The organism is Fodinicola feengrottensis (assembly GCF_039530045.1).
Lineage (GTDB): Bacteria > Actinomycetota > Actinomycetes > Mycobacteriales > HKI-0501 > Fodinicola > Fodinicola feengrottensis.
On the sequence record NZ_BAAANY010000007.1, the window covers coordinates 198,592 to 211,773 of the forward strand.

General features: G+C 67.0%; 12 protein-coding genes. 6 read left to right on the top strand and 6 right to left on the bottom strand.

What is annotated here, in order from left to right:
* Positions 1–50 precede the first annotated feature (50 nt).
* Positions 51–317 carry a hypothetical protein gene (locus ABD301_RS09245; protein ID WP_344308925.1) on the bottom strand — a complete coding sequence of 89 codons (267 nt, stop codon included), beginning with the start codon at positions 315–317 and terminating at the stop codon, positions 51–53.
* 375 nt (positions 318–692) lie between these two features.
* On the opposite strand from ABD301_RS09245, the gene purN reads away from it, so the two are divergent.
* From purN to mdh, 4 genes are all read left to right on the top strand, one after another.
* Positions 693–1,274 carry a phosphoribosylglycinamide formyltransferase gene (purN, locus tag ABD301_RS09250; protein ID WP_425551903.1) on the top strand — a complete coding sequence of 194 codons (582 nt, stop codon included), beginning with the start codon at positions 693–695 and terminating at the stop codon, positions 1,272–1,274.
* Positions 1,271–2,848, top strand: a complete 1,578-nt coding sequence (gene purH, locus ABD301_RS09255) for a bifunctional phosphoribosylaminoimidazolecarboxamide formyltransferase/IMP cyclohydrolase (RefSeq protein WP_344308927.1) — start codon at positions 1,271–1,273, stop codon at positions 2,846–2,848. The genes purN and purH overlap by 4 nt, the downstream gene beginning before the upstream one ends.
* A gap of 20 nt (positions 2,849–2,868) precedes the next feature.
* Positions 2,869–3,735: a bifunctional methylenetetrahydrofolate dehydrogenase/methenyltetrahydrofolate cyclohydrolase gene (locus ABD301_RS09260; RefSeq protein ID WP_344308929.1), complete on the top strand. Its 867-nt coding sequence runs from the start codon at positions 2,869–2,871 to the stop codon at positions 3,733–3,735.
* Between the two features lie 218 nt (positions 3,736–3,953).
* The gene (gene mdh, locus ABD301_RS09265) at positions 3,954–4,892 is read left to right on the top strand and encodes a malate dehydrogenase (protein ID WP_344308931.1); all 939 of its coding nucleotides are present in this window, start codon (positions 3,954–3,956) and stop codon (positions 4,890–4,892) included.
* Positions 4,893–4,951: 59 nt separating this feature from the next.
* Here the strand turns inward: mdh and ABD301_RS09270 are convergent, their stop codons facing one another.
* Positions 4,952–5,920 (bottom strand): hypothetical protein, encoded by a 969-nt coding sequence (locus ABD301_RS09270; RefSeq protein ID WP_344308933.1) that lies wholly within the window; start codon positions 5,918–5,920, stop codon positions 4,952–4,954.
* Positions 5,921–6,238: 318 nt separating this feature from the next.
* Here ABD301_RS09270 and ABD301_RS09275 point away from each other — a divergent pair, with 318 nt between their 5' ends.
* Positions 6,239–7,795 carry a CHAD domain-containing protein gene (locus tag ABD301_RS09275; RefSeq protein WP_163570550.1) on the top strand — a complete coding sequence of 519 codons (1,557 nt, stop codon included), beginning with the start codon at positions 6,239–6,241 and terminating at the stop codon, positions 7,793–7,795.
* The gene (locus ABD301_RS09280) at positions 7,792–8,535 is read left to right on the top strand and encodes a ParA family protein (protein ID WP_344308937.1); all 744 of its coding nucleotides are present in this window, start codon (positions 7,792–7,794) and stop codon (positions 8,533–8,535) included. Before ABD301_RS09275 ends, ABD301_RS09280 begins: the two co-directional genes overlap by 4 nt.
* A gap of 13 nt (positions 8,536–8,548) precedes the next feature.
* Here the strand turns inward: ABD301_RS09280 and ABD301_RS09285 are convergent, their stop codons facing one another.
* The 4 genes from ABD301_RS09285 to ABD301_RS09300 form a co-directional block, all read right to left on the bottom strand.
* The gene (locus ABD301_RS09285) at positions 8,549–9,067 is read right to left on the bottom strand and encodes a DUF1707 SHOCT-like domain-containing protein (protein ID WP_344308939.1); all 519 of its coding nucleotides are present in this window, start codon (positions 9,065–9,067) and stop codon (positions 8,549–8,551) included.
* A gap of 72 nt (positions 9,068–9,139) precedes the next feature.
* Positions 9,140–9,628 (bottom strand): DUF1707 SHOCT-like domain-containing protein, encoded by a 489-nt coding sequence (locus ABD301_RS09290; RefSeq protein WP_344308941.1) that lies wholly within the window; start codon positions 9,626–9,628, stop codon positions 9,140–9,142.
* Between the two features lie 227 nt (positions 9,629–9,855).
* Positions 9,856–11,619: an acetyl/propionyl/methylcrotonyl-CoA carboxylase subunit alpha gene (locus ABD301_RS09295; RefSeq protein ID WP_344308943.1), complete on the bottom strand. Its 1,764-nt coding sequence runs from the start codon at positions 11,617–11,619 to the stop codon at positions 9,856–9,858.
* Positions 11,620–11,735: 116 nt separating this feature from the next.
* The gene (locus ABD301_RS09300; protein WP_163570542.1) at positions 11,736–12,581 is read right to left on the bottom strand and encodes an LLM class F420-dependent oxidoreductase; all 846 of its coding nucleotides are present in this window, start codon (positions 12,579–12,581) and stop codon (positions 11,736–11,738) included.
* Positions 12,582–13,182: the final 601 nt, after the last annotated feature.

Genomic DNA, 13,182 nt, shown 5'->3' on the forward strand with positions numbered 1-13,182 from the left:
CTACTGCATCCGGCTCGCGGCTTCGCTGCTGCCGCCGCAGCGGCAGGACGCTAGTGTCCTACGCCTTGGACGGCGAGCAGGCTGCTGATCACGCTGAAGATGATGCCGATCACATGCAGTGCGACGAAGACAACCGAGACGATCAGTGCGATCTGCGGGAGCCTGGCCGGCTCGCCGAAAGCGGCCGCCTTCTTCCGGGCCTTCAGGGACAGGATAATCCCCACAATCGGCCCGGCGAGAAAACACAAAACGGAAATAACAATGGCGATGATGCTTAAGGTCTGCGCATTGCTTCGCTGTACTGGCTGAGCGCTCACATTCTCCTGCTTTCCCAAACCAAGGTAACTTCGGATGAACCAACCGGGTCGACGTCTTGGCGTCATGAAAAGAAAAAAACGGCAGCAACGGACGACTCGGTGGTGTCGGCAATCGTCGGCTGGTGGGGACGGCGAATCAAGCGCTTTGAGACCTGAAACGGGTCTTCTGCCGCTTCGATAGGCAACCGCGGCTGGACGGTCGAGCCAGCAGATCGGTCGTTAGTCTGAGGTTGCCGCCGGCTGGCGGCCCGGATCCGGCGCCGCTGGTTGGGCACGAGTGGCCCGGGCCGAGCCGCCCCGGCGGTGGCCGGTAGTCTGGACCTCGCGCGTTTCGGCATATGGAGGGCAGCCCTGACCGCCCGATTGGTAGTTCTCGTGTCCGGCTCGGGCACCACCCTGCAGGCTCTGTTGGACGCTTGCGGGGATCCGGCGTACGGCGCTCAGGTCGTCGCTGTCGGTGCCGACCGCGAAGGCATCGTCGCCCTGCAGCGCGCTGAGCGTGCTGGGGTGCCGACTTTTGTCCACCAGCTGGCCGACTACGGTTCGCGGCCGGAGTGGGACTCGGAGTTGGCCAAGGTGGTCGCCGGGTACGACCCCGATCTGGTGGTCTCGGCCGGTTTCATGAAACTGGTCGGGGACGGATTCCTGGCCGAGTTCGGCGGGCGTTTCATCAACACACATCCGGCGCTGTTGCCGGCTTTTCCTGGCATCCACGGTGCCCGGGACGCTCTTGAATACGGTGTGAAAATCACCGGTTGCACGCTGTTCGTGGTGGACGCCGGAGTGGACACCGGGCCGATTCTCGCGCAGCGGGCGGTTCCGGTGCTGGACGATGACGACACCGATGCCCTGCATGAGCGGATCAAGGTCGCCGAGCGGGAGATGCTGGTCGAAACGGTCGGCCGGTTGGTGCGGTACGGGTGGACGGTTACCGGAAGAAAGGCAACGATTCCATGATTGCGGGCGGGCAGCAGGTGCCGATCCGGCGCGCGCTGATCAGCGTGTACGACAAGACCGGGCTGGTGGAGCTGGCGCGCGGGCTGGCGGAGTCGGGCGTGCAGATCGTCTCGACCGGATCGACCGCCGGCCGGATCACCGAAGCCGGCATCGCGGTGACACCGATCAGTGATGTCACCGGTTTCCCAGAATGTCTGGACGGACGGGTGAAAACGCTGCACCCGGCCGTACACGCGGGCATTCTGGCCGACCGGCGACGAGAAGACCACCGTAAGCAACTGTCCGATTTGGACATCGCGCCTTTCGATCTGGTGGTGGTGAATCTCTACCCGTTCCGGGAAACGGTCGCCTCCGGCGCGTCCGGCGACGACGTGGTTGAGCAAATCGACATCGGCGGCCCCGCGATGGTGCGCTCGGCGGCGAAAAACCACGCCAGCGTCGCGGTGGTCGTCGACCCGGCCTCGTACGACACGGTGCTCGCCGCGACCCGGGCCGGCGGTTTTGACCTCGCGACCCGGAAACTGTTGGCGCGTAAGGCTTTCTCGCACACCGCGTCGTACGACGTGGCGGTCGCCAGCTGGCTCGCCGGCGAGGAGGTCGACGAGGAAACCGCGCCTGGCGCGAACTCCTGGCCGGCTTTCACCGGAGTGACCGGCGAGCGGGCCGCGGTGCTGCGGTACGGCGAAAACCCGCACCAGGCCGCCGCGCTCTACGTCGAGCACGACTCGCCGGCCGGCATCGCGCAGGCGGAACAGTTGCAGGGCAAGGAAATGTCCTACAACAACTATGTCGACGGTGATGCCGCCTATCGCACCGCGTACGACTTCGAAGACCCGTGCGTCGCGATTATCAAGCATGCCAACCCCTGTGGGATCGCGGTTGGCGCGGATATCGCTGAGGCGCACCGAAAAGCGCACGCCTGCGACCCGGTTTCCGCGTACGGCGGGGTGGTCGCCAGCAACCGGCCGGTGTCCGCGGCGATGGCCGAGCAGCTGGCGGACATCTTCACCGAGGTGCTGATCGCGCCGGCGTACGAAGACGGTGCTTTGGCCCTGCTGGAAAAGAAAAAGAACCTGCGCGTGCTGATCGCGCCGGAACGCGACGCCAAGCCGGTAGAGCTGCGGCCGATTTCCGGCGGCATCCTGGCCCAGACCGCCGACCGGTTGGACGCCCCCGGCGACGACCCGGCGAACTGGAAGTTGGCCGCCGGTGACGCGGTCGACGAGGCGACGCTGGCGGACCTGGCGTTCGCTTGGCGGGCGATCCGCGCGGTCAAGTCCAACGCGATCCTGCTGGCTCATGACGGCGCGACCGTCGGCGTCGGGATGGGGCAGGTCAACCGGGTCGACTCGGCCAAGCTCGCGGTGGCCCGCGGCGGCGACCGGGTGGCCGGATCGGTAGCCGCGAGCGACGCGTACTTCCCGTTCCCGGACGGCCTGGAAGTGCTGCTGGAGGCCGGCGTGCGAGCGGTCGTGCAGCCCGGCGGCTCGATCCGTGACGACGTCGTCATCCAGGCGGCCAAAGAAGCCGGCGTCTCGCTCTACCTGACCGGGACGCGGCACTTCTTCCACTGACGACGTTAGGGTTTCGTTCCGTGACTGCGACGATTCTGGACGGCAAGGCGACCGCTGCGGCGATCCGAGTGGACCTGACCGGCAGGGTGGCCAAGCTGGCCGCCGCCGGTCGTGTTCCTGGGCTCGGCACCATCCTGGTCGGCGACGACCCGGGGTCGGCGGCGTATGTGGCGGGCAAGCACCGCGACTGCGCCGAGGTCGGCATCTCGAGCATCCGGGTGGACCTGCCCGGCTCGGCGACCGAGGACGAGATCCTCGAAGCGGTGGACGGGCTGAACGCGGACCCGGCTTGTACGGGCTACATCGTGCAGCTGCCGCTGCCGTCCGGGGTCGATGCCGGCCGGGTGCTGGAGCGGGTCGACCCGGACAAGGACGCCGACGGCCTGCACCCGACGAACCTCGGCCGGCTGGTGCTGGGCGTCGACGGTCCGCTGCCCTGCACGCCGCGCGGCATCGTTGAGCTGCTTCGCCGCTATGACGTACCGATCGCCGGCGCGCACGTGGTGGTCGTCGGCCGTGGCGTGACGGTCGGCCGGCCGCTCGGGCTGTTGCTGACCCGCAAATCCGAGAACGCCACCGTCACGCTGTGCCACACCGGCACCCGCGACCTGCCGTCGTACGTCCGGCAGGCGGACATCGTGGTGGCTGCCGCCGGCAACCCCGGCCTGATCACCGCCGACATGGTCAAGCCCGGCGCGGCTGTGCTCGACGTGGGCACCACCCGGGCGTCCGGCGAGGGCGGCAAGACGCGGCTGATCGGCGACGTGACGAAGGACGCGTACGAGGTGGCCGGCTTCGTCGCCCCGATGCCCGGCGGCGTCGGCCCGATGACCCGCGCGATGCTGCTGACCAACGTCGTTGAAGCCGCCGAACGCTTCTCCGCCTGAGCGCGCGCTTACTCGCGCGCGCGTTACGTACGTAACGAAAACCCGCCCCCCGCCCCCCACCCTCTCAAAGGGCGGGGGCTCAAAATTTCAGGTGGGTACGACAGTTTTGCGCCGCACTGGGTGTGGCGGGTGTCGTGTGGTACCCGGCGGTGGGCCGTACGGGCGTCCGGAATAGCCTGGGCTGACAGCCTGAGACCTGGGGAAAGGGAGTCCGACTCGTGGGCAAGAAGGTCACTGTGGTGGGGGCCGGGTTCTACGGTGCTACCACCGCGCAGCGCCTGGCCGAGTTCAACATCTTCGACACCGTCGTGCTGACGGACATTCTCGAGGGCCGGCCGGAGGGTTTGGCGCTCGACCTGAACCAGTCCCGCCCGGTCGAGGGCTTCGAGACCAAGGTGGTGGGCGTCGGCGGCGGTTCGTACGACGGCACCGAAGACTCCGACATCGTGGTCATCACCGCGGGTCTGCCGCGCAAGCCCGGCATGAGCAGGATGGACCTGCTGGGCACCAACGCCAAGATCGTCCGCGACGTGACGACCAAGATCGCCGAGAAGAGCCCGAACGCGGTCATCATCATCGTCTCCAACCCGTTGGACGAGATGACCACACTGGCCGCCGAGGCGAGTGGTTTCCCGCGCGAGCGGGTGTTCGGCCAGGCCGGCATCCTGGACACCGCTCGGTTCACGAACTTCGTGGCCGAGGAGCTGGGCGTGAAGATCGCCAGCGTCAAGACGCTCACGCTTGGCTCGCACGGCGACACCATGGTGCCGGTGCCGTCGCAGTGCACGGTCGACGGCAAGCCGCTGGCGGACCTGCTCAGTGCGGAGAAGATCGACGAGCTCGTCACTCGTACGCGCAACGGTGGCGCCGAGGTGAACAACCTGCTCAAGACCGGTTCGGCGTTCTACGCGCCGTCCGCGGCCGCGGCCCGGATGGCGAAGGCCGTCGCCGAGGACGCCGGCGCGGTGTTCCCGGTCTGCGCGTGGCTGACCGGTGAGTACGGGATTTCCGATGTCTACCTGGGTGTCGAGGCCGAGCTCGGCGCCGGCGGCGTCAAGAAGGTCGTCGAGACCAAGCTCACCGACGACGAGCTGGCCGGCCTGAAGGCCGCCGCCGAAGCCGTCAAGTCGAAGGCCTCCAGCCTCAAGGAGCTGTAACCCGCACTGTCGTCCATGGCCCGTTCACTGCGCTCAATGCAGTGAACGGGCCATGGACGTCATCGGCGGTATGGCGGCGGGTACGGACCGGGACGCGGCGGATACGGCTGGGGCGGGTATGGCTGCGGTGGATAGGGCTGCGGTGGATAAGGCGGGTAGGGCTGCGGGGGATAGGGCTGTGGTGGGTAGCCGCCATAAGGATTCGGCGGAAGCGGCCGTGGTGGTGGGGGTGGTGGCGGAGGCGGCGGGTACGGGCCGCTGGCGAGCGTCACGCCCCGGCGGGCTAACCGTATGACCTCCCACAGGGACAGCGCGGTCAGCGCCAGCGCTCCGCCAAGGGCCAGCAGCAGGTCCAGCCAGAGCGGTTTGTATTCGCTCCGGAAGATCAACCGCTGCACGATCTGCCACCAGCCGACGAGGGTGGTGAACAGCGGCGGCAGCAGCAGGTTGCCGTCGATCGCGTTGAAGAGGTGTCGTGCGGCCAGGAAAGCGCTGCTGATCAGGAAGATGAGATACCAGAGCACGAACAGGATGATCACCAGGGTAAGCACCGGGTTCCGGTCCTTCTTCACATCCAGTGCCCCGGCGACGATCATCAACGAGAAGGCTGCGTACACCAGCGTGAAAATCCCGACGGTCCCGAGCGGGCGAAGCAGCTGTTTGATGGTGTCGGCGCGCCAGCGGGGGCCGCAGAAGAAGGCCAGGATCCCGAGCGCGACCAGGAACAGCGGGATCAGGAACATCCCGGTGGTGAACAGGTCACCGAGATAGTTCTCGGAGATCTTGGCCGCGTCGAGCCTGCCGATGTACGGCAGTGCGGCGGCGGCCCCGATGGCGACGGCGAGGACCGTACGCCAGCGGTGTGCCCGCTCGATGACCGGATCCGGCTTGCCGAGCTTGTACTGCGGGCTGAACAGGTAGAGCGCGAGCATCGGCGGCAGGAACGACAGTTTCAGGAAGAGCCGTTTGCGTTCGCGGCGGCCAGGTGGTTGGTAGAGGCCGTCCTTGACTTGTTGTGCGTTGGTCAACCGTCGTCCTCTCAGCGCACCGGCTCTGGTGAACGGTCGCGACCGTGTCACTGTCAGGCGTACAGAGTGCCATGAGTTGGCAAAGGTGCAGCCATCTGCCCGTGAGCATCTGGACTGTCGAATTCGGCACCCTCGCCAACCTGGCTGCCTGTCGCCTGACGCCTTGTGTCAGACCCCGGTTGGGCGGTGCTGCCAGATCTTGCCGACGGAGGCGACGATCATGCAGAAGGTTAACGAAAGACGAATTCAGTCGGACCTCTCCGTGAACTAGACTGGGCCGCGTCTTAGCCCATGCGCGACCAAATCCGATGGATGCCGGTGACGACGAACGAGCCTTTCGCGTTGACTCTGTACGCGCGCGCCGACCCGATGCGCGCCGCCGAGCCGGACGTGCTGGCCGTCCTGAAGCCGCTGGCGCAGGCGTACGAACTCGTCGTCGGCCCCCGTCGTACGTCCACGATCACCTACCTGGACACTGCCGACTTTCGGTTGCGCAAGGCCGGGTTGACGCTGTCGTACGAGCATTCCTCTGGGCCAGGTGCGCTGGTAGTCGTCGACGCCGAGGGTGAGCGTACTGAGTGCCGGTTAGGCGCCGTCCCCGACTTTCCGGCGTTGGCCGACGAGCTGCCGGCCGGTGCGGTGCGGGACCGGGTGGCCGAGGCGATGTGGATTCGCGCGGTCGCGCCGGTGGCCCGCTCACGCCGGGTGACCCGCGAGGTCGCGCTGCTCAACACCGACGAGAAGACGGTCGCCCGGCTCGACTGGGTGGAGGCCGCCGGCACCGAGCCGATCCAGGCGGTGCTGGCGCCGCGGGTGCGGATCCGGCCGCTGCGCGGCTACCACCGGGATGCCGCGGCGGCCGCCCGGTTGCTGGTGTCCGCCAATGGTGCCGGTGGGTTTCGGGCGGCGGAATGCACCGACTCCGACGAGCTGCTCGCTTTGGTCGTACCAGCGGAAAAACCGCGGGCGGTGACGGCCGCGATGTCAGCCAGCGCGGCGGTGGCGACCGCGTTGCTGGGTTTTCTCGACGATCTTGAGGCGAATGTCGACGGCGTGGTCGCGGACGTTGACACGGAGTTCCTGCACGACCTGCGGGTCGCCGTCCGGCGGACCCGGTCGCTGGTGAAACTGGCCGGCGATGTGCTGCCAGCGCGGCTGGTGGCTCGCGGGGAGCCGGGCTTCAAAAGGCTGGGCGACCTCACCACCCCGACCCGCGATCTGGACGTCTACCTCCTGGAGCTGCCCACGCTGGCCGGCGGCCTGGTCGCTGGCGACGCGGCTGACCTCGCCCCTTTCGGCGGTTACCTGCGGCACCAGCGGACGTTGGAATGGCGCAAGCTCGTTCGCGGCCTGCGAACCCAGCGGTTTTCCCTTCTGCTGAAGGAATGGCGGGCAGGCCTTGAGGCCGTAAGGGAAGATCCAGCGCAAGGTTCGTCGGTCGATGAGCTTGCGGTGGCGCGGGTCGGCGACGGATTCAAGAAGGTGGTGAAGAAGGCGCGGGCGCTGACCCCCGAATCTCCGTCCGACCTCGTTCACGCGCTTCGCAAGCGTGCCAAGGAACTTCGCTACGCGCTGGAAGTTTTCGGGCCACTGCTGGGATCTGAGGTGACCAAGCAGGTTGTCAGGGATCTGAAACAGATCCAGGACACCCTCGGCGAGTTCCAGGACGGTGAGGTGCAGGCGGCGGCGCTGCGCACATTCGCAGAGCGGATGCAGATCGACGGCCCGCCGCCGGCGGTCACGCTGCTCGCGATGGGAGAGCTCGCCGCCGGTTTCGCCGCGCAGCAACGATTCGCGCGCCAGCAGTTGGCTGACCGACTCACCACCTTTCTCGGGGCGCGTACGCAGGCCAGGATCAAGGCGCTGCTGTCGTGAGAATTATCGCGTCGTACAACGTGAAAGGCGGCGTCGGGAAGACCTCGGCCGCGGTCAACCTGGCCTATCTGGCCGCCCGGGAAGGCCGTCGCACGCTGCTCTGGGACCTCGACCCGCAGGGTGCCGCGACCTTCCTCTTCCGGATCCGGCCGCGGGTCAAGGGCGGCAGCGCCCGGCTGGTGACCGGCGCCCGCGACCTCGCCGATGGCTTGAAGGGCACCGATTTCGACTGCCTGGACGTGTTGCCGGCCGACTTCACCTACCGCAACATGGACATCGACCTCGCGCAGTCGGCGAAGAAACCGACCAGGGTGCTGCAGCGGCTGTTGGCCGAGTTGTCCGGTGAGTACGACCTGGTCTTCCTGGACACTCCGCCCAGCCTGTCGCTGGTGTCGGAAAACGTGTTGCACGCAGCCGATGTGGTGCTGGTGCCGATCATCCCGACGGTGCTGGCGGTGCGGACGTACGACCAGCTGGTCGGTTTCGTGGACACCTTCGTCGGCCGCAAGCCCCGCGTGCACGGCTTCTTTTCGATGGTGGACCGGCGAAAGTCGCTGCATCGGGAGATCGTCGCGACGCTCCCGTCCGAGCGTCCGGACGTGAGCGCGACCGGCATTCCGGCGCTGTCCGCGGTCGAGCAGATGGCTGTCCACCGGGCCCCGCTGCCCACTTTCGCCCCGCGCAGCCCGGGCACTCGCGCGTACGAGCAACTGTGGAAAGAGCTCGTCGCGCTGCTCTGACAGGCCCGAGTCATCACCAGCCGTGGCGGCGGGAGCGAAGCTCGCGGCGGCGGCGCTGGTCGCGATCGCGGTCGTCGTTGTCGTCGTCCCAGCCCCAGACCTTCTTGGCGAAGGACGAGATGCCGATGGGCACGAAGATCAGCCACCACGCCCAGCCGTGCGAAAGGGCCACCGCGGGGATCCAGATCAGCCAGCTGACCCCCATCACCCCGAGGAACACTCGCTTCGCGAGGTCGCCGTTGCCGCGCCTTGTCGTGACCGGCAGGTTTTCGGCTCGCTTGGCCAGATCCACCGACGGCGCCAGCGGCGCGGCTGGAGCTGGGTCGTCCAGCTGCGGGTGCGGCGCGGGCAGGTCGCTGAAAAGGGCCATCAGCTCGCCGCGGGTGGCCGCCGTGGTGGCCTCCGCGCTGCGGGTGCCGTATTCGTCGAGGGTGACCCGGCCGGCCGACAGGTGCTCGCCCAGGGCGGCGATTGCCGACTCGCGTTCGGTGGTGCCGACGCGTACGTTTTCCCGGTCAGTGGGCGCTGTCATGACCTCCATGCTACGGCGGCCACCAGGGCTGCGTCTCGGCCAGATGTCATGTCAGGGCCAGGCCCATTCGGACTATGTGAAGGTGCCGTGCCGGGCGTCGTCGTCGCGGTCCGCCGCACAGCGCTGTCGCGCGTCCGATGGCCAGACCTGGCTGGCGAAGACGTAGAAGATCGCCGGCACGAAGATCAGCCACCAGAACTGTCCGTGCCCGGTGACCAGCAGGATGAGCCACACCAGGATCGCGATCGCGCCGAGGCCGTGAAAGATCCGCGGCGCGAGCTGCTGGTCGCGGGCCAGCAGGGTTCCCAGTGGCCGCTGGCGCGCGTTTTCGGGGGTTTTGCGGAGATCTACCGCTAAATCGAGTGCCGGCTGCGGTCCGGGCAGATCGGTGAAGACCGCCAGCAGTTCGCCGTACGTTTGGGCGCTGGCCGCCCGCGTGGTGCGCTCGCCATATTCGTCCATGGTCAGCCGGCCGGCGGCCAGGTGCTCGCCGAGCGCACCAAGAGCCGCTTCGCGCTCGGCGTCGCCGATGCGAAGGGTGGTGTACTCCGGCTCATTCATTGTCAAGGAGCATACGACCAGAATAGCTTCGGTGACGGTGCTTTACTTTTTTGCGTGACCTGCAAAGAAATTCTCCCCGGTCGTTCCGGAGGGATTTGCCGGGAAATGACCGGGGCCGCAAAGTTCTTTATATTTCAACGATCCGGTGAGGTTCAGGAGAACTCAAGGAATCCTCAAGCGGCGGTCGTAGAAATGTATTAACAAGAATGAAAAGGAACCGGAAAAGACTAACTGTCCAGAATCTCGCAGATCACCGCGCCGCTGTTGACACCGGCGCCCTGCTCGGCGGTCAGCCCGCTGATCGTGCCGGCTTTGTGTGCGGTGACCGGATTTTCCATTTTCATGGCTTCGAGCACGATGATCAGGTCGCCAGCCGAAACCGGGTCGCCGTCGTTGACCGCGACCTTCACGATGGTGCCCTGCATGGGTGCTGTGACAGCGTTTCCGCTGACCGTGGTGCCACCGCGGGCCGACTGTTTGCGCTTGGGGGTCTTCTTTTCGGGCGTACCAGCGCCGGCCGCGGCGAGGTTCGCCGGCAGCGAGACCTCCAGTCGCTTGCCGCCGACCTCGACGACGACGGTCTGTCGCGGCTCTGCCTCTTCGTCCGTCGCGGCGGCCGTTTCGTACGGCGGGATCTGGTTGTCGAATTCGGTCTCGATCCATCTCGTATGGACCGAAAATGGCTGCGCCGGGTCAGCCGGCGCGAAGGCCGGGTCGGCCACGATCGCGCGGTGGAAAGGCAGCGCGGTCGCCATGCCGTCGACCTGCGTTTCGGCCAGCGCCCGCCGGGCCCGCGCCAACGCCTCTTCGCGATCGGCCCCGACGACGATGAGCTTTGCCAGCAGGGAATCGAAATTCCCGCCGATCACGGTGGCACTCTCAATCCCGCTGTCGACCCTTACGCCTGGGCCTGACGGCCAGTGGACGTTGGTCACGGTGCCTGGCGCGGGTAGGAAGTTGCGGCCCGGGTCCTCGCCGTTGATGCGGAACTCGAAAGCGTGCCCACGTGGCTCCGGATCCTCGGTGACCCGCAGCTTTTCGCCGTCCGCGATGCGAAACTGCTCTCGCACCAGGTCCAGCCCGGTGGTCTCTTCGCTGACCGGGTGCTCGACCTGCAGCCGGGTGTTCACTTCCAGGAAGCTGATGGCGCCGTCCGCACCGACCAGGAATTCCACCGTACCGGCGCCGTGGTAGCCGGCCGCCTTGCAGATCGCCTTCGCGGCGGTGTGGATTTCTGCGCGCTGCCCCTGCGAGAGGAAGGGCGCTGGGGCCTCTTCCACGAGTTTCTGGTGTCGGCGCTGCAAAGAACAGTCGCGGGTGCCGACCACGATGACATTTCCGTGGGTGTCCGCGAGCACCTGCGCCTCGACGTGCCGCGGCTTGTCGAGATAGCGCTCAACAAAGCACTCGCCGCGACCGAAGGCGGCCACCGCCTCGCGTACCGCGGACTCGAACAGCTCGGGGATTTCTTCCTTCGTACGAGCCACTTTCAGCCCGCGGCCGCCACCGCCGAAAGCGGCCTTGATGGCGATGGGCAGGCCATGTTCCTCAGCGAAGGCGATCACCTCGTCCGCGTTGGCGACCGGGTCCTTGGTGCCGGGCACCAGCGGCGCGCCGGCGCCGGTGGCGATGTGCCTCGCCTCGACCTTGTCACCGAGCGAGCGGATCGCGTCCGGAGTGGGACCGATCCACGTCAGCCCGGCGTCGATGACCGCGGCGGCGAAGTCGGCGTTCTCGGACAGGAAGCCGTAGCCGGGGTGAACGGCGTCGGCGTCGGCCTTCGCGGCCACTTCGAGCAGCTTGTCGATCCGCAGGTACGTCTGCGCCGCGGTGTCGCCGTCCAGCGCGTACGCCTCGTCCGTCAACCGGACGTGCATCGCGTCGCGGTCCGAGTCCGCGTACACCGCGACACTCAGCAGCCCGGCGTCCCGGCAGGCCCGGGCCACCCGTACCGCGATCTCGCCGCGGTTGGCGATCAGCACCTTGCGCACATCGACTCCCTTCGCCGTTCCGCAGGAGTCTATGTGCGCACGGCCGAGCCGACAGATCCGTGTGACATCCTGCTCAGCCGTGCGCCATGTGACCCTGCCCCGGGACAAGCAGAGACTTAGCCGATCAGTGCGGCGAGGTCACGCCACTCCTTGATGGGCAGTGCGGTGCCTTCGGTGAGGACCTGGATGCCCACGGTGTCGGCGCCGGCGTCGAGGTGCTCCGTGATCCGCCGGCCAACCGTCTCCACGTCACCCCACGCGATGGTGGCGTCCACGAGCCGGTCGTTGCCGCCGTCAGCCAGCTCGTCCTCAGTGAAACCGAGCCGCAGGAAGCTGTTCCGGTAGTTTGCGAGGCCCAGATAGAAGCCCAGCGTCTGGCGGGCCTGCGCGCGAGCCGTCTCCGGGTTCGTGTCCAGGATGACCTTCTGCTCGGGAGCCAGCAGCGGCCCGGTGCCGAGGATCTCGCGGGCCTGGGCGGTGTGCTCGGGCGTGGTGAAATAGGGGTGCGATCCACGCGTACGCTCGCCGGCCAGCTTGGTGACCCGCGGCCCGAGCGCGGCCAGCGCCACGTCCTCCAGCGGCACCTTCGCCGCGTCAAGTGCGTCGAGGTAGTTCACCAGCGCGTCGTATGGCTTCTGGTAAACCTGGGTCATCTCGCGGTGACCAGCGCCGATGCCCAGCAACAGCCGACCGGGGTGCTTCGCGACCACCCGGTGGTAGGCGGCCGCGGCCGTCTCGACCGGCTCGGTCCAGACGTTCACGATCCCGGTCGCCACCACCATTTTCTTGGTCGCGTCCAGGATCGCCTCGGACTGCTCCAAATCACCCTTCGCGGTGCCCAGCCAGAACGAGCCGTAACCCAACTCGTCCAACTCGGCCACGGTCTCGGCGAGCGCGGCCGGGTCATCGCCCAGCAGGAAGCTTCCCCTCCACAGTCCGATCCGGCCCAGGTCAGCAACCATCTTCTCGTACCTCCAGCTCGGTGTGATGCCTTCCTCGGGCCAACCTCCATATCGGTCGCGGTTGTTCCCGTTGCCCTCAGCGCACCGATCGCCCCAGATCGCCATGCGGCGCGAAATTGTCGTAGGTGTCTGTTTTTCTTTCCCCCCTCCCTTTGAACGGGCGGGGGGTGGGTTGAGAGGTGGACTTTAATTTTTAGTTGAACATTGGTCCTCGAACCCGCCCCCCACCCGTCACTGGGTGGGGGCAAATCTGCCGGAGGGGTACGACAGTTTCGCGCCGCACCCTGTGTAGAGCTGCGCAATCGGATTCCGATTGTGCAGTGGGTGGGTGGGGTGCCCTTCGGGCGGAGCCTCAAGGAAGAACGGGGTCGACGGGTGGGGTGCGGCTTTGACTGTGGGTGGCCGGGTACTGGGTGGGGGTATGTCCGATCGTGACGTTGTTGCCGATTTTGGGGCGCCAGGTTGGGCAACATCGTTACAATCGGACATAGGTGGCGGCGGTATTCGCAGAATCCGGTTACTGGCGGTGAAAGTTGACCTCAGGGGTCCCATTGGTCACCACGGAGTGCGGCCGACCGGACTTCGTCCCACATTTCGGGAT